Annotated in this window: 17 protein-coding genes; 15 read left to right on the top strand and 2 right to left on the bottom strand. The window is 61.0% G+C overall.

What is annotated here, in order from left to right:
* A partial coding sequence (locus tag AC13RC_RS31055) for a hypothetical protein (protein WP_488559515.1) occupies positions 1 to 299 on the top strand: 299 nt, incomplete at its 5' end.
* Positions 232 to 1,110, top strand: coding sequence for a l-ornithine N(alpha)-acyltransferase (gene olsB, locus AC13RC_RS31050; RefSeq protein ID WP_113390004.1), 879 nt, complete (start codon positions 232 to 234; stop codon positions 1,108 to 1,110). The genes AC13RC_RS31055 and olsB, both read left to right, overlap by 68 nt.
* Positions 1,111 to 1,116: 6 nt before the next feature.
* On the opposite strand, the gene AC13RC_RS31045 is transcribed toward olsB, so the two are convergent.
* Positions 1,117 to 2,526, bottom strand: a complete 1,410-nt coding sequence (locus AC13RC_RS31045) for an adenylate/guanylate cyclase domain-containing protein (protein WP_113329986.1) — start codon at positions 2,524 to 2,526, stop codon at positions 1,117 to 1,119.
* A gap of 77 nt (positions 2,527 to 2,603) precedes the next feature.
* Positions 2,604 to 4,892, bottom strand: a complete 2,289-nt coding sequence (locus AC13RC_RS31040) for an NADP-dependent malic enzyme (protein ID WP_183810368.1) — start codon at positions 4,890 to 4,892, stop codon at positions 2,604 to 2,606.
* Between the two features lie 197 nt (positions 4,893 to 5,089).
* On the opposite strand from AC13RC_RS31040, the gene mutS reads away from it, so the two are divergent.
* The 13 genes from mutS (at position 5,090) to miaB (ending at position 19,576) form a co-directional block, all read left to right on the top strand.
* On the top strand, positions 5,090 to 7,747 hold the full coding sequence (gene mutS / locus AC13RC_RS31035; protein ID WP_488559519.1) for a DNA mismatch repair protein MutS: 2,658 nt from the start codon (positions 5,090 to 5,092) through the stop codon (positions 7,745 to 7,747).
* A 25-nt stretch (positions 7,748 to 7,772) separates the two neighbouring features.
* Positions 7,773 to 8,069 carry a hypothetical protein gene (locus AC13RC_RS31030; RefSeq protein WP_488559514.1) on the top strand — a complete coding sequence of 99 codons (297 nt, stop codon included), beginning with the start codon at positions 7,773 to 7,775 and terminating at the stop codon, positions 8,067 to 8,069.
* 158 nt (positions 8,070 to 8,227) lie between these two features.
* Entirely contained in the window at positions 8,228 to 11,143 is a 2,916-nt protein-coding gene (locus AC13RC_RS31025) for a [protein-PII] uridylyltransferase (RefSeq protein ID WP_113390007.1), read from the top strand.
* Complete coding sequence (gene murJ / locus AC13RC_RS31020) at positions 11,140 to 12,744, top strand: murein biosynthesis integral membrane protein MurJ (RefSeq protein WP_488559513.1); 1,605 nt, start codon at positions 11,140 to 11,142, stop codon at positions 12,742 to 12,744. The genes AC13RC_RS31025 and murJ overlap by 4 nt, the downstream gene beginning before the upstream one ends.
* Positions 12,745 to 12,810: 66 nt before the next feature.
* Positions 12,811 to 13,203 (top strand): VOC family protein, encoded by a 393-nt coding sequence (locus AC13RC_RS31015; protein ID WP_488559512.1) that lies wholly within the window; start codon positions 12,811 to 12,813, stop codon positions 13,201 to 13,203.
* Between the two features lie 110 nt (positions 13,204 to 13,313).
* Positions 13,314 to 14,378 carry a tryptophan--tRNA ligase gene (gene trpS, locus AC13RC_RS31010; RefSeq protein ID WP_112722011.1) on the top strand — a complete coding sequence of 355 codons (1,065 nt, stop codon included), beginning with the start codon at positions 13,314 to 13,316 and terminating at the stop codon, positions 14,376 to 14,378.
* A 75-nt stretch (positions 14,379 to 14,453) separates the two neighbouring features.
* Complete coding sequence (locus AC13RC_RS31005; RefSeq protein WP_095433804.1) at positions 14,454 to 14,945, top strand: universal stress protein; 492 nt, start codon at positions 14,454 to 14,456, stop codon at positions 14,943 to 14,945.
* 116 nt (positions 14,946 to 15,061) lie between these two features.
* A complete protein-coding gene (locus tag AC13RC_RS31000; protein ID WP_113330048.1) occupies positions 15,062 to 15,628 on the top strand; it encodes a NifU family protein in 567 nt (188 codons plus the stop codon).
* Between the two features lie 24 nt (positions 15,629 to 15,652).
* Entirely contained in the window at positions 15,653 to 16,309 is a 657-nt protein-coding gene (gene tsaB, locus AC13RC_RS30995) for a tRNA (adenosine(37)-N6)-threonylcarbamoyltransferase complex dimerization subunit type 1 TsaB (RefSeq protein ID WP_152095580.1), read from the top strand.
* Positions 16,310 to 16,311: 2 nt separating this feature from the next.
* Complete coding sequence (locus tag AC13RC_RS30990) at positions 16,312 to 16,806, top strand: GNAT family N-acetyltransferase (protein ID WP_113329994.1); 495 nt, start codon at positions 16,312 to 16,314, stop codon at positions 16,804 to 16,806.
* Positions 16,807 to 16,845: 39 nt separating this feature from the next.
* Complete coding sequence (locus tag AC13RC_RS30985) at positions 16,846 to 17,274, top strand: Fur family transcriptional regulator (RefSeq protein ID WP_095433808.1); 429 nt, start codon at positions 16,846 to 16,848, stop codon at positions 17,272 to 17,274.
* Positions 17,275 to 17,304: 30 nt separating this feature from the next.
* Entirely contained in the window at positions 17,305 to 18,102 is a 798-nt protein-coding gene (gene olsA, locus AC13RC_RS30980) for a lyso-ornithine lipid O-acyltransferase (protein ID WP_113329996.1), read from the top strand.
* A gap of 61 nt (positions 18,103 to 18,163) precedes the next feature.
* A complete protein-coding gene (gene miaB, locus AC13RC_RS30975; RefSeq protein ID WP_152095579.1) occupies positions 18,164 to 19,576 on the top strand; it encodes a tRNA (N6-isopentenyl adenosine(37)-C2)-methylthiotransferase MiaB in 1,413 nt (470 codons plus the stop codon).
* Positions 19,577 to 19,596: the final 20 nt, after the last annotated feature.

Here is a 19,596-nt window from a genome sequence, read left to right as displayed (position 1 = left end):
AAATCATCGGCTATCTGCGGATGAAAATTGCAAAGCCGGCTCATCAATGCTTGATAGCGGCGGTTGACATGGCTCAACTTATGGCAATCGTCCTCGCTAAGTTGGGGATGGCGCCTCCATTCGAAAAATTGCAACGGGCACGGTTCTTGCTTTTAGCCAAGCTGCGTGTCACTTTCCTGTCGCACGAATTTGGTTTATGGCGCTATATCGGCCCGCAGGGGGAGAATCGCCATGTCCATCGAAATTTTGAATCGCGAAGCTCAGGGCGAAATGGTTCAGTCTTCAAAGGCAACGGTTGAGCCAGTTGCCAGCGATGTGCTTGGACGCATCGGAAATCTCGAAACGCGCCTTGCCCGCACGGCGCGCGAAATCGATGCCGCTCAGGCCGTCCGCTACCGCGTTTTCGTCGAGGAGATGAACGCGCAACTGCCGGCTGAGGCCATGCGTCGTCAGCGTGATGTCGACAGCTGGGACGACATTTGCGACCATCTTCTGGTGCTGGACCGCTCGCTTGAGGGCGATCCGGAAGACCAGATCGTCGGCACCTATCGCCTGCTGCGCCAGGAAGTGGCCATGGCCAATGGCGGCTTCTATTCCTCATCGGAATTCGACATCGATGCGCTGCTCGCCCGTCATCCCGATAAGCGCTTCATGGAGCTCGGCCGTTCCTGCGTGCTGCCGGATTACCGCAACAAGCGTACGGTGGAACTGCTCTGGCAGGGCAATTGGGCCTATGCGCTGAAGCATGGCATGGGCGCCATGTTCGGTTGCGCATCCTTCCCGGGCATTCTGCCGGAGCAGCATGCGCTGGCGCTTTCCTTCCTCTATCACAATGTTCTCGCCAAGGACGAATGGGCCGTCGGCGCGCTGCCATCGCTGGCACGCAACATGGATCTGATGCCGGTCGAGGCCGTCAATCCAAAGAAGGCGCTGATGTCGCTGCCGCCCTTGATCAAGGGCTATCTGCGTCTCGGCGCCATGGTCGGCTCGACCGCCGTGGTCGATCAGGCTTTCAACACGACGGACGTTCTGATCGTCCTGCCGATCGCCAGCATCTCCAACCGCTATGTGAACTATTACGGCGCGGATGCCGGTCGCTTCGCCAGCTGAGGACTATCAAGGGATCGCGAAAATATCGATCGCATCCGTGATGCCGCGCAGCGCGACATGATGTGATTGCGGCGTGAGGCCGCGCCTCGTCATCAGTTCGGCAGCGCGAGGATGATCGAGCACCGAGCTGGTGGCGAAGATCTCGCGTGACGTGGCGAGATGCTGGACGCGGGATGCGATATTGACCGTCTGCCCGAAATAATCCTGTCGTTCGTTCAGGCTCACGGCGATGCACGGCCCCTCATGGATGCCGATTTTCAGGAGAAGATCGTCATTGCCGCGCTCTTCATTGAGGCTGAGCATGGCCTCGCGCATCCGCATCGCCGCAGTGAGCGCCCGGTCCGGCGTCGGGAAGGTCGCCATGACCGCATCGCCGATCGTCTTGACGACCGCGCCCGCCTCCGCCGCCACGATCTCATGCAGGATACCGAAATGCGTCTTGACCAGATCGAAGGCCGCAAGATCGCCAACCCTTTCGTATAATTCCGTCGAACCGCGGAGGTCGGTGAACAGAAAAGTGAGGCTGGTGATCTTCAGCCGCTGATCGATGTCAATCGTGTCCGTCCGATAGATGTCACGGAAGGTCTGGTTGGAAAGCAGGCGCTTGGCGGTCAGAAATGGCCGGCGTTGTCCAAGCAGCGTGTGAAGGGCATCGTTGGCCACGCAGATCGATGGCAGCACGCGAAGGTCCGTGTGGTTCTCCATCTGGACGCGTAGCGGGCCGGGCCGCAATTCTATGGCCTCGCTATGGCGATGCATGCGATCGAAAACGAGCGAGAGAGCCTGCCGCTCCTTCGATGGTTCTCCCTTCACGTCGAGGAATTGCGCCGCATGCGTGACCGGCTCGAAGATGATGGTGAATTCCGCCGGCAATTGAAGCGATATGACCGCTTTCTCGCCCGGCGGCAGTTCCAGGGATTCCAAAACGAACTGATCGACTTTTTCTTCGTAACCCTCGTCGGGAAGGTCGATGCCTGAGCCCCAATAAATCTGGCGGAAATATTCGAGCGGCGGCAGGTCGTGCGGATTGTGCGCTTCTATGTGGCGCACGCGTGGACTGACGGTGAAGGTGACTTCGACCATCTCGTCGAGCGTCGGCTCGTATCCGGCTGCGCAAAGCGTGCAGTTATAGGTATCGCTCTGCACGGTTTTGAGTGAAGTATTAGCATCCAACACTCCGCCGCAGCCGGGGCAAAGAACATTCCACGACATCTCGAACAGGCCGAGGCGCGAGGCGTGCAGAAAGGCATTGACGGCCTGTTCTTCATCGAAGCCGTGGCCTGCCGCAAAGGCGAGCGCATTCACACGGTTGAGCTTGCGGTCGGGTGCCTCAAGAACGAGCCGCTCGATAGCATCGACAATGTCAGGCTGCGCTGAATGGCGCAGCACTCCGAACAGGACCTGAGCTTCACTCATCCCCCTATTTTACACCGAATTGATACGGCAGCCCATCACCTTTGTTGGGTCGCCGGCTCAGTCTTATGGGGTAGTGGTTACGAGCCCGCGCCATAAGCCGCGATGGCGGCCATGTTGACGATATCGGAATCCTTGGCGCCCATCGATGTGATCTGCACCGGCTTGTCGAGACCTACGAGCAGCGGCCCGATGACCGTCGAGCCGCCGAGCTCCTGCAGCATCTTGGTGGAGATCGCCGCAGAGTGGAAGGCGGGCATGACAAGCACGTTTGCCGGTCCGGAAAGTCGCGAGAAGGGATAGAGGTTTTCCATGAGCTTGCGGTCCAGCGCCACATCCGCCGCCATTTCGCCGTCGAATTCAAAATTGACGTATCGCTTGTCGAGAATATTAACCGCTTCACGCACCCGCTCGGAGCGTTCGCCTGGGGGATGGCCGAAGGTGGAATAAGCGAGCATGGCGACGCGCGGCTCATAGCCCATGCGCCGTGCGAAACCGGCAGCTTCCTCGGCGATATCGGCCAGTTCTTCGGAGGTCGGCATGTCATGCACGGCGGTATCGGCAACGAAGACGGTTCGGCCGCGGGCAAGCACGATCGATATGCCGATGACCCGGTGTCCCGGCTTGGCGTCGATGCAGCGGCGTACATCGCCGAGCGCAGTCGAATAGTTGCGCGTCACGCCCGTCACCATGCCGTCGGCATCGCCCAGTGCGACCATGCACGCGGCAAAATGATTGCGGTCGTTGTGGATCAGGCGCGTCACGTCACGATGCAGGTAGCCCTGGCGCTGCAGCCGGGCATAGAGATAATCGATATAGGCATCACCGCGCTTCGAGATGCGGGCATTGACGATCTCGAGGCCTGGGCGGTTGAGATCGATGCCGGCGCGCTCGGCGGTTGCCTGGATCAGGTCCTCGCGGCCGAGCAGGATTGCCGTGCCAAGCCCCTGATTGGCGTAGGAGAGGGCGGCGCGCATGACCTGCTCTTCTTCCGCCTCGGCAAAGACGATGCGCTTCTGGTGCCGGCGGACACGCTCGTAGAGCTGCGCCAGTGTTGAGGCGATCGGATCGCGCCGGGCAGAGAGTTCGCGCGCATAGGCGGCCATGTCGGCAATTTCGCGGCGTGCGACGCCGCTCTCGATCGCGGCTTTTGCGACAGCCACCGGGATTGCCGAGATGAGCCTCGGGTCGAAGGGCACGGGAATGATATATTGTGCGCCGAAGCGCGGCCGCGCGCCCTGATAGGCTGCCACGACATCGTCAGGCACGTCTTCGCGCGCAAGGCTCGCCAGCGCGTTGACGGCGGCGATCTTCATCTCGTCGTTGATGGTGGTGGCGCGCACGTCGAGGGCGCCACGGAAGATATAGGGGAAGCCGAGGACATTGTTGACCTGGTTCGGATAGTCCGAACGCCCCGTCGCCATGATGGCGTCGTCGCGGATGCGGGCGACTTCTTCCGGCGTGATTTCCGGATCCGGATTGGCCATGGCGAAAATGATCGGCCGGTCGGCCATAGAACGGATCATATCCTCGGAAAAGGCGCCCTTCTGCGAGAGGCCGAACACGACGTCGGCGCCCTTCATTGCTTCCGCTAGCGTGCGCTTGTCGGTCTTGACGGCGTGTGCCGACTTCCACTGGTTCATGCCTTCGCTGCGACCCTGGTAGATCACGCCCTTGGTGTCGCAAAGGACGATGTTGTCCGGGGCGAAGCCCATCGACTTGATCAGCTCGATGCAGGCGATGGCGGCAGCGCCGGCGCCGTTGCAGACGAGCTTGGTGGTCTTCAGGTCGCGGCCGGTCAGCTCCAGCGCGTTGATGAGGCCGGCAGCGGCGATGATGGCGGTGCCGTGCTGGTCGTCGTGGAACACGGGGATATCCATGAGCTCGCGCAGCCGCTGCTCGATGATGAAGCAGTCCGGCGCCTTGATGTCCTCGAGATTAATGCCACCGAAGGATGGGCCGAGATAGCGTACGCAATTGATGAATTCGTCGACATTCTCGGTGTCGATCTCGAGATCGATTGAATCGACGTCGGCGAAGCGCTTGAACAGCACCGATTTGCCTTCCATGACCGGCTTGGAGGCGAGTGCGCCGAGATTGCCGAGGCCGAGAATAGCTGTGCCGTTCGAAATGACGGCGACCATGTTGCCGCGCGAAGTATAGTCGTAGGCGGTGGCCGGATCTGCAGCGATCGCCTTTACGGGAACGGCGACACCGGGCGAATAAGCAAGGGAAAGATCGCGTTGTGTCGCCATCGGCTTGGTCGGATTGATCTCAAGCTTGCCGGGGCGCCCGTTCTTGTGGAAGTCCAGTGCTTCCTGATCGGTGATCCCCGTTCCCGGACGCGACTTGCTCTTGCTGTCAGCCATTGTTCCTCCAAACCTCCTGTGGGCGACCGGTCCCTCTTGTCCGATAGCTGTTGTCTTCTATAGCGGCGCGCGGATAGGGTGGCACCTCATTTTTTTGGAAAAACTGCACCTCCGTGAACGAACGTATTAACGCCAGCATCGATGCTTTCTCGGCCGCCGAGCTTGCCTCGGAGGAAAGCCGTGCCTCGGCCACTCCGATGATGGAGCAATATATCGAGATCAAGGCGAACAATCCCGGTTCGCTGCTGTTCTATCGCATGGGCGACTTCTACGAACTGTTCTTCGAAGACGCCATCGATGCGTCGCGTGCGCTCGGCATCACGCTGACGAAGCGCGGCCAGCACATGGGGCAGGACATCCCGATGTGCGGCGTTCCGGTTCACGCTGCCGATGATTATCTGCAGAAACTGATCGGTCTCGGCTTTCGCGTTGCTGTATGCGAGCAGGTGGAGGATCCTGCCGAAGCGAAAAAGCGCGGCGGCAAATCGGTGGTGCGGCGCGATGTCGTGCGCCTGGTGACGCCGGGTACGATCACCGAAGAAAAGCTGCTTTCGCCCTCGGAATCCAATTATCTGATGGCGCTCACCCGTATTCGCGGTGGCGCCGAGCCGCAGCTGGCGCTTGCCTGGATCGATATTTCGACAGGCGTCTTCCGTCTTGCAGAAACGGAGACGTCGCGGCTGCTCGCCGATATCCTGCGCATCGATCCGAGAGAACTGATCCTGCCGGATACGATGTTTCATGATCCGGAGCTGAAGCCCGTTTTCGATATCCTCGGCCGGACCGCTGTTCCGCAGCCGGCGGTGCTCTTCGACAGCGCCAGCGCCGAGGGACGGATCACGCGTTACTTCGGCGTGTCGACACTCGATGGTTTTGGCACGTTCAGCCGCGCCGAATTGGCTGCGGCTGCCGCTGCCATCGCCTATGTCGAAAAGACCCAGCTCGCCGAGCGGCCCCCGCTGGGGCTGCCGGAGCGCGAAAGCGGCGCCTCGACACTTTTCATCGATCCCGCCACGCGCGCCAATCTCGAACTGGTGCGCACGCTCTCCGGCGACCGCAACGGCTCGCTGCTGAAGGCGATCGATCGTACCGTGACCGGCGGCGGTGCCCGCCTTCTTGCCGAGCGGCTGATGTCGCCACTGACCGACCCTGCCCGTATCAACGAACGGTTGGATTCGATCGGCTTTCTGACCGAGGAGCCATCGCTCTGCAGCGATCTGCGTTCGGCATTGAAGCATGTGCCCGACATGCCGCGCGCCCTGTCGCGCCTTGCGCTCGATCGTGGCGGCCCGCGCGATCTCTGGGCGATCCGTCAGGGGCTGGCGGCGGCGGCCGATCTTGCCCGGCTTCTCGATGGCGCCTTGCTGCCGGAGGAGCTTGCCGCTGCATTGGCCGGGCTGAAAGCTTTGCCAGCCGATCTTGAAGCGATGCTGGCTGCCATGCTTGCCGACGAGCTGCCCCTGCTGAAGCGCGACGGAGGTTTCCTGCGGGAAGGTGCGAATGCCGAGCTGGACGAAGTGCGCGCACTGCGCGACCAGTCACGCCGCGTCATCGCCGGCCTGCAGCTGCAATATGCCGAGGAAACCGGCATCAAGTCGCTGAAGATCAAGCACAATAATGTGCTCGGCTACTTTATCGAGGTCACCGCCGGCAATGCCGGTCCGATGACGGACACCAGCGAAGCCAAGGCGCGCTTCATCCATCGCCAGACCATGGCGAATGCCATGCGCTTCACCACCACAGAACTTGCCGATCTTGAAAGCCGCATTGCCAATGCCGCCGACAAGGCGCTGGCGATCGAGCTCGAGGCCTTCGACCGCATGGTCGCAGCCGTGGTGGCTGCCGCCGAGGCCATCAAGACCGGCGCCCGCGCGTTGTCGGTGATCGATGTCGCGGCGGGGCTTGCACTGCTTGCCGAGGAGCAGGCCTATTGCCGGCCCGTCGTCGACGGCAGCCGCATGTTCGCGATCGAAGGCGGCCGTCATCCGGTCGTCGAACAGGCGCTGCGTCGCCAGGCCGGCGGGCCGTTCGTCGCCAACAATTGCGATCTCTCGCCGAAATCCGACGGCAAGGATGGCGCCATCTGGCTCCTGACCGGCCCGAACATGGGCGGTAAATCCACCTTCCTGCGCCAGAATGCTTTGATCGCTATTCTCGCGCAGATGGGTTCCTTCGTGCCCGCCGCTTCGGCTCATATCGGCATCGTCGACCGCCTCTTCTCGCGCGTCGGCGCTTCCGATGATCTGGCACGGGGACGCTCGACCTTCATGGTCGAAATGGTCGAGACGGCGGCGATCCTCAACCAGGCAACGGAACGCTCCCTCGTCATCCTCGACGAGATCGGTCGCGGCACCGCGACCTTCGACGGTCTTTCCATCGCATGGGCAGCCGTCGAGCATCTGCATGAAGCCAACCGATGCCGCGGTCTGTTCGCCACGCATTTCCACGAGCTGACCGTGCTCTCGGAGAAGCTCGGCCGACTTTCCAATGCCACCATGCGCGTCAAGGAATGGGATGGCGATGTCATCTTCCTGCACGAGGTTGGGCCGGGGGCTGCCGATCGCTCCTACGGTATCCAGGTGGCGCGACTCGCCGGTCTGCCGGCTTCCGTTGTGGCGCGCGCCCGCGATGTCCTGACGCGGCTCGAAGATGCCGACCGCAAGAATCCGGCAAGCCAGCTCATCGATGATCTGCCTCTCTTCCAGGTGGCCGTCCGCCGGGAGGACGCCGCTGGCCGGCGCGAGCCGTCCAAGGTCGAGGAACGGCTGAAAACGCTCGATCTTGACGATCTCACGCCGCGCGCCGCCCTGGATGTGCTCTATGAACTGAAGAAAACGCTTACCAAGACCAGTTGACCGCAGGCGATATTCCAAAGGCAATATGATGTATCTCGAAGTTCTTCTCGCCGAAGTCCGCACTCTGGGTGAGCGCTTCTCTCCGATCGCCGCGCGCGGCAAGATCTGCGGCGAGGGGGAGCCGCCGGATTGTGAATCCGATCGGGGCCTGCTCGATATCACGCTGTCCTGCAGCCGCATTTCCGATATCTGTTCGAAGATCGCCAAGGCCGGTTATTGGGAATGCGAGCGCGAAATGGTGACGCAGATCGGCGCTCAATCGCGAAACATACTATATAGTTTGAACGAGCTCAGACGGGCGCTTGAGCCGGCAAGGCCCTAAAACTGCCGATTTCTGCGTCGATGGCCGTCACGCTTCGTCAACCTTGGCCCGATAGAAATCTTGACGGATCATCGATTCGAGATGATCGGCTCCAGCTGGCTTTGGAGATGCGGGCGTAGAATGCCTGTGTCAATCGCTGGGCAAAGAGGCTATAGCGCATGCAGACGAAAAGACGGGCGCGCCGGCAACGGACCGCGGTCAGCGAAGAGAAAGCCGATCGGCAGAGCATGGAAACGCATCATATCGATTTTTCGACCATTCTCGATGTATCCGCGCTGAAGGCGGAGTGCGAGACCCTCGCCAAACGCGGCCTGGATAAGAATGAGGAGCGCTCCGCGCTGCTGGCGCTGTTGAAAAAGGCAAGCCAGGATGGACGGGAAGAAGCGCGGCGATTGCTGATCGCCGACGGCAGCGGGCTCAATTGCGCGCACCGGATTTCCTGGCTGCAGGACCAGATCATCACCGTCCTCTACGATTTCACCGTCCGTCACGTCTATGCGAAACAGGTAGGCGCTTTCTCCATCACCGCCGTCGGCGGTTATGGCCGCGATACCTTGGCGCCGGGCTCCGATATCGACCTTCTCTTCCTCTTCCAGCCAAAGCCGGCGAGCGAGACGCACAAGGCGGTCGAATTCATTCTCTATATGCTGTGGGACATGGGCTTCAAAGTCGGCCACGCCACGCGCACGGTCGAGGAATGCATCCGCGAGGCCAAGTCCGACATGACGGTGCGCACCGCCATTCTCGAGACCCGCTATATCTGCGGCAACATCGCGCTGGAGCGCGAGCTGCAAGCCCGCTTCGACAAGGAGATCGTCACCAATACCGGCCCGGAATTCATCGCCGCCAAGCTCGCCGAGCGTGACGAGCGCCACCGCAAGGCGGGCGACACCCGTTATCTGGTCGAGCCCAACGTCAAGGAAGGCAAGGGTGGCCTGCGCGACCTGCACACGCTGTTCTGGATCTCGAAATATTACTATCACGTCCGCGATCCAGCCGAGCTGGTGAAGCTCGGCGTGCTCTCGAAACAGGAATATCGTCTCTTTGAGAAGGCCGAGGATTTCCTCTGGGCCGTGCGCTGCCATATGCATTTCCTGACCGGCAAGGCGGAAGAGCGGCTTTCCTTTGATATCCAGCGCGATATCGCCGCAGCCCTCGACTATAACGCCCGCCCGGGCCTTTCGGCCGTCGAGCGCTTCATGAAGCACTATTTCCTTGTCGCCAAGGATGTCGGCGATCTCACCCGCATCCTCTGCGCCGCACTGGAGGACCAGCAGGCCAAGGCCACTCCGGGCCTCACCGGCGTCATCAGCCGCTTTGCCAACCGCTCGCGCAAGATCCCCGGCACCGTCGAATTCGTCGAAGACCGCGGCCGCATCGCGCTTGCCAATCCCGATGTCTTCAAGCGCGATCCGGTCAGCCTTATCCGGCTGTTCTTCGTTGCCGATATCAATGGGCTGGAATTCCATCCGGATGCGTTGAAGCGCGTCACCCGCTCGCTGAACCTCATCGACAACGATCTGCGCGAGAACGAAGAGGCGAACCGGCTCTTCCTCTCCATCCTCACCTCGAAGCGCGATCCTGCGCTGATCCTGCGCCGCATGAACGAAGCCGGCGTGCTCGGCCGCTTCATTCCGGAATTCGGCAAGATCGTCTCGATGATGCAGTTCAACATGTATCATCACTATACGGTGGACGAGCATCTGATCCGCGCCGTCGAGGTGCTATCGGAGATCGACAAGGGCAAGGCCGAGGATATTCATCCGCTGACCAACAAGCTGATGCCCGGCATCGAGGATCGCGACGCGCTCTATGTCGCCGTCCTGTTGCACGATATTGCCAAGGGCCGCGAGGAGGACCATTCGGAAGCCGGCGCCGCAGTTGCACGCAAGCTCTGCCCACGCTTTGGCCTTTCGCCCAAGCAGACGGAGCTGGTGGTCTGGCTGATCGCGGAACATCTGACCATGTCGATGGTCGCTCAGACGCGCGACCTGACCGACCGCAAGACCATTATCGATTTCGCCGACCGGGTGCAGTCGCTTGACCGGTTGAAGATGCTGCTGATCCTGACCGTCTGTGATATCCGCGCCGTTGGCCCCGGCGTCTGGAACGGCTGGAAAGGCCAGCTGTTGCGCACGCTCTATTATGAAACCGAGCTGCTGCTGTCAGGAGGTTTCTCCGAAGTCTCGCGCAAGGAACGCGCCGAAGCCGCTGCCGAAGCGCTGGAACACGCACTCGCGGATTGGAGCCAGAAGGAGCGCAAGGCCTACGTCAAGCTGCACTATCAGCCCTATCTGCTGTCCGTGCCGCTGGAAGATCAGGTCCGCCATACGCAGTTCATGCGTGAATCCGACAAGGCGGGCAAGGTCCTCGCCACCATGGTGCGCACCGACAGCTTCCACGCCATCACCGAGATCACCGTGCTCTCGCCTGACCATCCGCGTCTTTTGACCGTGATTGCCGGCGCGTGCGCTGCTGCGGGCGCTAATATCGCCGATGCGCAGATCTTCACGACATCGGATGGCCGCGCGCTCGACACCATCCATGTCAGCCGCGAATTTCCTGATGATGCCGACGAATTGCGCCGCGCCGGCACCATCGGCAAGATGATCGAGGATGTTCTAGCCGGCCGCAAGCGGTTGCCGGAGGTCATCGCGACGCGGACGAAGAACCGCCGCAAGAACAAGGCCTTCGTCATCCCGCCGTCGGTCATCATCACCAACAGCCTCTCCAACAAGTTCACGGTCATCGAGGTCGAATGCCTCGACCGCCCCGGCCTGCTGTCGGAAATCACGGCCGTTCTTTCGGACCTGTCGCTCGATATTCAGTCTGCCCGCATCACCACCTTCGGCGAAAAGGTCATCGATACCTTCTATGTCGCTGACCTGGTGGGTCAGAAGATTTCCAACGAGAACAGGCGAGCCTATATCACCGCACGCCTGAAAGCCGTCATGGCCGGCGAGGAAGATGAAATGCGTGAGCGCATGCCGTCAGGCATCATCGCGCCCGCCGCCACCCGCGGCGTCGCAGTCGAAAAGTCAGACACTGAGAAGAAAGCCGGTTCTGCCGCATGAGCCTAGTCAAGAAATTCATCACGGTCGGCGGCGCGACGCTCGGCAGCCGCATCTTCGGCTTCGCCCGCGAAACGCTGATGGCCGCCGCCCTCGGCACCGGGCCGATGGCCGACGTCTTCTACGCCGCGTTCCGCTTCCCGAACCTCTTCCGCCGTCTGTTTGCCGAAGGCGCCTTCAACGCCGCCTTCGTGCCGCTCTTTGCCAAGGAAATCGAGGCGAATGGCATCGACGGCGCCAAGCGGTTTTCCGAGGAAGTATTCGGTGTTCTCTTCTCGGTCCTGCTGCTGATCACTATCGTCATGGAACTAGCCATGCCGCTCCTGGTGCGTTGGGTCATCGCACCTGGTTTCGCCGACGATGCCGAGAAATTCGATCTGACGGTCCGGTTGGCCGCCGTGATGTTCCCTTATCTCATGTCGATGTCGCTGACGGCGATGATGAGCGGCATGCTGAATTCGCTGCATCATTTCTTCGCTGCCGCCGTGGCTCCGATCTTCCTAAACCTGGTGATGATCAGTGCGCTGTTCTATGCGATCTACTACGGCGCCGATCCGCTGAGCACGGCCTGGTATTTGTCCTGGTCGGTACTGGTGGCAGGCGTGCTGCAGCTGGCGGTCGTCTATATCGGCGTGCGTCATGCCGGCATCAGTATCGGACTGCGCTTTCCGCGCTTCACGCCCAATGTCAAACGGCTCCTGCTTCTTGCGATCCCGGCGGCCATCACCGGCGGCGTCACTCAGATCAATCTGGTGATCGGCCAGGCAATTGCCTCGGGCAAGGAAGGCGCGATCGCCGCCCTGCAATATGCAGACCGCATCTACCAGTTGCCGCTCGGCGTCGTCGGCGTCGCGGTCGGAATCGTGCTTCTGCCGGAACTAGCCCGCTCGCTGAAGTCAGGCCATATCAAGGAAGCTGCCAATATCCAGAACCGCTCGATCGAATTTGTGCTGTTCCTGACCCTGCCGGCCGCTATTGCCCTCTGGCTGCTCTCCGACGATATCATCCGCGTGCTTTATGAGCGCGGCGCCTTTAACTCGGAAAATACAAAGCTGGTCGGCTCCATCCTCGCAATCTTCGGCCTTGGCCTGCCGGCTTTCGTGCTGATTAAAGCACTGCAGCCCGGCTTTTATGCCCGCGAAGATACGAAATCGCCGATGCGCTACACGGCGGTCGCCGTCGCCGTCAATTCGGCGCTGTCCATCTTGCTTTTCCCGGTGCTGGCCGAACGCGGCATTGCGCTCGCTGAGGCGGTTGCCGGATGGTTGAACGCCGTGCAGCTCTTCGTCACGCTCTATCGCCGCGGACATCTCGCCTGGGAATGGTCGCTGGCGCGCCGCACTGTGATGCTGCTCGTATCCTCCGCCGTTATGGGCGGCGTTATCGTATATTTGTCTGATCGCTGGGAGCCGCTTCTGGGGGGGAGCTCGTCGCTGCTCATCAAAACCGGCATCCTGGGCTTGCTCATATTGATTGCGATGGCGGTGTATTTCATTGTCGCCTTCCTGATCGGTGGCGTGGATTTGGGCATGGTACGCCGCAATTTGAAGCGCAAGCGGGCAGCATCGGCGGCCCCGGATGCCGAGACGGTGAATGGGGAGTAGGGGCAAATCAGAGGGGGTAACGCACTCTCCGCATGCTCAAAATCTTTTTGCTCTCGGAGTTCTCCAATGCCCCAATCCCTCTTCCTCATCACCCTCGTCATCGATGATTACGACCGCGCCAAAGCCTTCTATTGCGATGCCCTCGGCTTCGAGTGCTTGGCCGACGAATTGCAGCCGGAGGGAAAGCGCTGGGTTGTCATCAAGCCGAAAGGCGGGGATGGAGCGGCACTCCTGCTCGCCCAGGCCGCCAGCGACAGCCAGCGCGCGGCGATCGGCAACCAGACCGGTGGCCGCGTCGGCTTCTTCCTCAAGACCGATGATTTCGCCTGCGATCATGCAGCTATGAAGGCAAAGGGCGTGCATTTTCTGGAGGAACCGCGCCATGAAGTCTATGGCACGGTCGCGGTCTTTGCCGATCCCTACGGCAACACCTGGGACCTGATCCAGCATTCTTCCTGAGACTGCCCATATAACCTCTTGATCCCAACCTATCCGCCGTGCATAAGCCGCTCGAAACCAGGGGTCGAGAGCCACTCGCCCAGGCCCTCCACAAGCCTTTTGAGGACGACATGACCGAATTCAAGCCGCTCGTATTCTCCGGCGTTCAGCCCACCGGCAACCTCCACCTCGGCAACTATCTCGGCGCAATCCGCAAGTTCGTGGCCCTGCAGGCCAATAACGACTGCATCTACTGCGTCGTCGACATGCATGCGCTGACGGCGCAGCTGGTCCATGAGGACATGCCGAACCAGACGCGTTCGATCACCGCGGCCTTCCTTGCCGCCGGCATCGATCCGGAAAAGCACATCGTCTTCAATCAATCGGCCGTGCCCGGCCATGCTGAGCTTGCCTGGATCTTCAACTGCGTCGCCCGTATCGGCTGGATGAACCGCATGACGCAGTTCAAGGACAAGGCCGGCAAGGACCGCGAGCAGGCTTCGCTCGGCCTTTACGCCTATCCGAGCCTGATGGCGGCGGACATTCTGCTCTATCGTGCCACCCATGTTCCGGTCGGCGACGACCAGAAGCAGCATCTGGAGCTGACCCGCGACATCGCCATGAAGTTCAATCTGGACTACATGGAGCATATTCGCCGCACGGGCTACGGCATCGACATCACCGTCGGCGACGAGCCAGTGCATGCTTATTTCCCGATGGTCGAGCCGCTGATCGATGGCCCGGCACCGCGCGTCATGTCGCTGCGTGACGGCACGAAGAAGATGTCGAAATCCGACGCATCGGACCTCTCGCGCATCAACCTGCTCGACGACGAGGAAAACATCTCGAAGAAGATCCGCAAGGCCAAGACCGATCCGGATGGCTTGCCGAGCGAAATCGCCGGTCTTGCCGGCCGGCCTGAAGCCGACAATCTGGTCGGCATCTATGCGGCGCTTGCCGACAAGTCGAAGGCTGACGTTCTCTCGGAATTCGGCGGTCAGCAATTCTCGGTCTTCAAGCCGGCACTCGTCGATCTCGCCGTGCATGTGCTTTCGCCGATCACGATGGAAATGCGCCGCTTGATGGCCGACCCTGGCCATATCGACGCCGTTCTGCGCGATGGCAGTGCCCGCGCCCGCGCCCGCGCCGACGTGACCATGAAGCAGATTCGCGACATTATCGGCTTTCTCTATTGATGATATCGTCATGCAAGCCTCTCGGTCCCAAACGGGGGCTTGCAAAACGCCGCCTTCGGGTGTCAGAGTCGCCGCATGGTTTCAAAACGTCTCTCACGGCTCGAAGGTCATCGCCGCAAGTTCATGGCGGTCATCGACGGCACGCCTGAATGCCAGCGTGCCGTCCATTATGCCGGCCGGCGCGCCAAGAATTCCAATGGCGGCCTCGTGCTGCTCTATGTGATCCCCGAGGGCGACTTCCAGCAATGGCTTGGGGTCGAGGAGATCATGCGGGCGGAAGCGCGCGAGGAGGCCGAGGCCGCAACCGCAAAGGCTGCGCAAACCGTGCGCGAAAACATCGGCATCGACGCGGAAATCGTCATCCGCGAGGGTGCTGCCGCCGAGCAGATCAATGCCGTGATTGAAGAGGATCGAGATATCGCTCTTCTCGTGCTTGCCGCCGGTTCCGCCAAGGAAGGTCCAGGCCCGCTCGTCTCGTCGATCGCCGGTCGTGCCGCTGCTTTCCCGATCCCGGTGACGGTGCTCCCGGATACGCTGAGCAATGAGGAAATCGACGCGCTGAGTTGATCGCGTGTGCCTTTTCTTGAGAAACACTCTCTTGAATAGAATGGCCAAAAGGCCTATTTTCTTTTGAAATATTCTAAAGTCGGAATCGGGTGTCTGCCCGCCGCATGGAGATCAAGATGTTCATTCAGACCGAAGCGACGCCGAACCCCGCGACCCTCAAGTTCCTGCCGGGCAGAGTGGTGATGGAAAACGGCACGGCCGAGTTCCGCAGCGCCGAGGAAGCCGAAGCTTCGCCGCTCGCTGCTCGCCTCTTCGAAATCCCGGGCGTGATCGGCGTTTACTTCGGCTATGACTTCATTTCCGTCTCCAAGGAAAATCAGGAATGGCAGCATCTGAAGCCCGCCATCCTCGGTTCGATCATGGAGCACTTCATGTCCGGCAAGCCGGTCATGGGCTCGGCATCCGTTCTCTCCGAAGTGCAGGATGCCGGTGGCGAATTCTTCGATGAAGGTGACGAGGCCATCGTGCTGACCATCAAGGAGCTGCTCGATACCCGCGTTCGTCCCGCTGTTGCCCAGGATGGCGGCGACATCACCTTCCGCGGCTTCCGTGACGGCAAGGTCTACCTCAACATGAAGGGATCGTGCTCGGGCTGCCCGTCCTCCACGGCAACTCTGAAGCATGGCGTGCAGAACCTGCTGCGCCATTTCGTCCCGGAAGTGCAGGAAGTCGAAGCCGTCTAATCCCGGCCTAGCGGAAAAATTGACATGATCGTACTGGCGCTCGACACGGCAGGTGTGGATTGCGCTGCCGCTGTGTATGATAGCGGCAGTGATTCTGTGATGGGGGAGGTCACGGAAACGATCGGAAGGGGGCATGCCGAGCATCTGATGCACGTTGTCGACGAGGCGCTGGCGAAAGCCGGTGTGGCGCTTTCGGCCATTGAGCGTGTTGTCGTGACCGTCGGCCCCGGTTCCTTCACCGGCATCCGCATTGGCGTTGCAGCCGCGCGCGGTTTTGCACTTTCCCTTAATGTTCCAGCGGTTGGCGTCACGACCCTCGAGGTCATGGCCGCGACCGCCAGAGCGCAGAATCCGGGCAAGTCGGTTCTGGCTGCCATCGATGCCAAGCGCGAGGAGATCTATCTCCAGAGCTTCGTTGCCGATGGCAACCCGCTGGACGAGGCTCGGGCCGTGACGATCGACGAAGCGCGGGCAATCGCCGGCGCATTCGATGGCGTCGTCACCGGAACGGCCGTCGCCCGGTTGAGCGACGCGCCGCCTGCGGAGCGGCCAGACGCATTTCCGATTGCCATCGTCGCCCGGCTGGGCGCTGGCAAGCCTGCTGGCGAAAAGCCGAAGCCGCTTTATCTTCGCGGACCCGATGCCAGACCGCAGGCCGGATACGCAGTTGCCAGGCAATAGACATGCTCGAATCCTATCTGACCTTGAAAGCCGAATACGAAATCGTCCCGATGGAACTGAAGGATTGCGCCGAAGTGGCGCTCCTGCATGGCGAACGCTTCCCGCGGGTATGGGACGAAACTGAATTTCAGGGTCTCCTTTCGCAGGAGACCACCTTCGGCTTCGTTGCCCGCCAGACCAATGCCATCCTCAAAAAGGCGCTTCCCGGCTTCGTGCTGGCCCGGCATGTGGCGGGCGAGGGCGAAATCCTGACAATCGCCGTCAATGCCAAACTCGGACGCTCCGGCCTTGGCTGGCGCCTCATGCAGGCGGCGTTGCGTGAAACTCGCAATCGCGGCGGCGAAACGATGTTTCTCGAAGTCGACGGCAGCAATCAGCCGGCCCTCGGCCTCTATCGCAAGCTCGGTTTCGAGACGGTCGGCGAGCGCAAGGCCTATTATGCCGGCGAAAACGGACAAAAATCGACGGCGCTTGTCATGCGCCGCGTTCTTCGCTAGTCCCTTGTCACAGTTCATTTGGACCGAAGACAGCGATTGATGGAAGACGCCGTAAAATCCCTGGAGGAGCTTTGCGCCGAGCGCGGCATGCGCATGACGGAGCAGCGCCGGGTCATTGCGCGCATCATCGAGAGCTCCGGCGATCACCCGGATGTCGAGGAGCTCTATCGCCGCTCGGTGGAAGTGGATGCGAAAATCTCGATCTCCACGGTGTACCGCACCGTCAAGCTGTTCGAGGACGCCGGCCTTCTTGCCCGCCACGATTTCCGCGATGGGCGCTCCCGCTACGAGACCGTGCCGGAAGAGCACCACGACCATCTGATCGATCTGAAGAGCGGTCAAGTGATCGAATTCCACTCGCCGGAGATCGAGGCGCTCCAGGAGCGCATCGCCCGCGAACACGGCTTCAAACTCGTCGACCACCGGCTGGAGCTTTACGGCATCCCGCTGAAGAAGGACGAAGGTTGACGTGAAGGCTTTCATGCAGGAGCGAGCGATTTGATGACCTGGCTGCGCATCGGCTGTGCCGCCGTGGTTATTTGTGTCGTCAGCGCGGTGATGCTGCCGCTGCAGATCCTCTGCCTGCGCTTTGACTGGAAGCTCCGGCGCTATCTGCCGCGCTACTGGCATCGCATCGTATGCTATTGGCTTGGTGTGCGCATTCATGTGATCGGCAAGATGGAGACGAGCCGGCCTCTCATGCTGGCCTCCAACCATTCGTCCTGGCTCGATATTCTCGTGCTTTCAGCAGTGGCCGATGTCTCCTTCATCGCCAAATCCGAAGTACGGGACTGGCCGATCTTCGGGCTTTTTGCGCAGTGGCAAAAGAGCGTCTTCGTCGAGCGCGAGCAGAAGCGCAAGACCGGTGAGCAGGTGAACGAAATCGCCGACCGTATGGCAGACGGCGAAATCATGGTGTTGTTCCCTGAAGGAACCACGTCCGACGGCAATCGCCTCCTCGAAGTCAAGTCCTCGCTGTTCGGCGCGGCCGCTGCCGCCCTGCCGAAAGCGCCCGACGCCGTCGTGCATGTCCAGCCGGTCGCGGTCGCCTATACCCGCGTCCATGGAACGCCGATGGGCCGCTATTATCGCCCGCTCACGGCATGGCCTGGCGATATCGAGCTCGTGCCGCACCTCAAGGGCATCATCCAGTGCGGTGCCATCGATGTCGACGTCTGCTTTGGCGAGGCGGTGGATTATCGCGCCGGCACCAATCGCAAGGAGGTCAGCGCCACCATCGCGCGGCGGATCCGCAATATGCTCGCAAGCCGCCTGCTCGGGCGCGAGATCGCCTGATTTCCAGGTGATTCCAACTTTTTCATTTTCTCCGAAAGCAAAAGCCACTACATAGCGGCCCATGACCAAGGACAGCCTAACCCTCGACGCCCCGGCGGCCGACGCTTTGCAGCTCGGTCCCCGCGATGGCTCCAACAGCCGCAAGGTTTTCATCAAGACCTACGGCTGCCAGATGAACGTCTATGATTCCACGCGGATGAGCGATGCGCTTTCCCGTGACGGCTATGAGCCGACGGAGGACATGGAAGAGGCCGATCTCGTCCTGTTGAACACCTGTCATATCCGCGAGAAGGCTGCCGAAAAGGTCTATTCCGCGCTCGGCCGACTGCGCGAAATGAAGAAGCGCAAAGCGGCCGATGGTCGCGAGATGATGATCGGCGTCACCGGCTGCGTCGCGCAAGCGGAGGGCGAGGAAATCCTGCGGCGCGCGCCTGCCGTCGATGTCGTCATCGGCCCGCAAACGTATCATCGCCTGCCGGATGCGCTTCGCCGCGCCAAGGAGGGCCAGCGCGTCGTCGACACGGAATATGCGATCGAGGACAAGTTCGAGCATCTGCCGATCGCCGAAAAGACGAAGATCCGCGCCCGCGGCGTCACTGCCTTTCTGACGGTGCAGGAAGGCTGTGACAAGTTCTGCACCTTCTGTGTCGTGCCATATACGCGCGGCTCCGAGGTCTCCCGCCCGGTCGCGCAGATCGTCGAAGAGGCCGAGAAACTGGTCGATGGCGGCGTGCGCGAAATCACGCTGCTCGGCCAGAACGTCAATGCCTGGCATGGCGCTGGCCCGAAGGGCAAGGCCTGGAGCCTCGGCGATCTCCTCTATCGTCTCGCCGAGATCCCCGGCCTCGCGCGCCTGCGTTACACCACCAGCCACCCGCGCGACATGGACGACCGCCTCATCGGCGCCCATCGCGACCTGCGGACGCTGATGCCCTATCTGCATCTGCCCGTTCAGGCGGGCTCCGACCGCATCCTGAAGGCGATGAACAGGCGGCATACGGCCGCGGAATATCTGACGCTCATCGAGAAGATCCGCACTGCACGCCCGGATATCGCTCTTTCGGGCGATTTCATCGTCGGCTTCCCGGGGGAGACAGACCAGGATTTTGAGGATACACTGAAGCTTATCGAGGAGGTGAATTATGCACAGGCCTTCTCGTTCAAATATTCCACGCGGCCGGGCACACCCGGCGCGGAATTGAAGGATCAGGTGCCCGAAGAGGTCAAGACCGAGCGGCTGGAGCGTTTGCAGGCATTGTTGCTGAAGCAGCAGCATGCGTTTGCCGAGGCCTGTGTGGGCAAAACAGTGGATATCCTTCTGGAAAAGCCGGGCCGGATGCCGGGCCAGTTGATTGGACGCTCTCCCTGGCTGCAGTCTGTGAATGTTGATGCAAAAGCATCGCAAATCGGTGACATTATTAACGTACGAATCACCGGAACCAGCACCAACAGCCTTTTTGCTGAATTGCTCTAGGTTCCGGACGGGCACAAGGA

The organism is Martinezella sp. CNPSo 3890 (assembly GCF_057784455.1).
This window is presented reverse-complemented; position numbering and strand designations above follow the sequence as displayed.

Coding starts and splice junctions, on each gene's coding strand:
- tsaB (WP_152095580.1), top strand. CDS start 15,653: ATGATCGTACTGGCGCTCGACACGGCAGGTGTGGATTGCGCTGCCGCT.
- AC13RC_RS31040 (WP_183810368.1), bottom strand. CDS start 4,892: ATGGCTGACAGCAAGAGCAAGTCGCGTCCGGGAACGGGGATCACCGAT.
- AC13RC_RS30990 (WP_113329994.1), top strand. CDS start 16,312: ATGCTCGAATCCTATCTGACCTTGAAAGCCGAATACGAAATCGTCCCG.
- AC13RC_RS31000 (WP_113330048.1), top strand. CDS start 15,062: ATGTTCATTCAGACCGAAGCGACGCCGAACCCCGCGACCCTCAAGTTC.
- trpS (WP_112722011.1), top strand. CDS start 13,314: ATGACCGAATTCAAGCCGCTCGTATTCTCCGGCGTTCAGCCCACCGGC.
- murJ (WP_488559513.1), top strand. CDS start 11,140: ATGAGCCTAGTCAAGAAATTCATCACGGTCGGCGGCGCGACGCTCGGC.
- olsB (WP_113390004.1), top strand. CDS start 232: ATGTCCATCGAAATTTTGAATCGCGAAGCTCAGGGCGAAATGGTTCAG.
- AC13RC_RS31005 (WP_095433804.1), top strand. CDS start 14,454: ATGGTTTCAAAACGTCTCTCACGGCTCGAAGGTCATCGCCGCAAGTTC.
- AC13RC_RS31030 (WP_488559514.1), top strand. CDS start 7,773: ATGATGTATCTCGAAGTTCTTCTCGCCGAAGTCCGCACTCTGGGTGAG.
- AC13RC_RS31045 (WP_113329986.1), bottom strand. CDS start 2,526: ATGAGTGAAGCTCAGGTCCTGTTCGGAGTGCTGCGCCATTCAGCGCAG.
- miaB (WP_152095579.1), top strand. CDS start 18,164: ATGACCAAGGACAGCCTAACCCTCGACGCCCCGGCGGCCGACGCTTTG.
- AC13RC_RS30985 (WP_095433808.1), top strand. CDS start 16,846: ATGGAAGACGCCGTAAAATCCCTGGAGGAGCTTTGCGCCGAGCGCGGC.
- AC13RC_RS31025 (WP_113390007.1), top strand. CDS start 8,228: ATGCAGACGAAAAGACGGGCGCGCCGGCAACGGACCGCGGTCAGCGAA.
- mutS (WP_488559519.1), top strand. CDS start 5,090: ATGATGGAGCAATATATCGAGATCAAGGCGAACAATCCCGGTTCGCTG.
- AC13RC_RS31015 (WP_488559512.1), top strand. CDS start 12,811: ATGCCCCAATCCCTCTTCCTCATCACCCTCGTCATCGATGATTACGAC.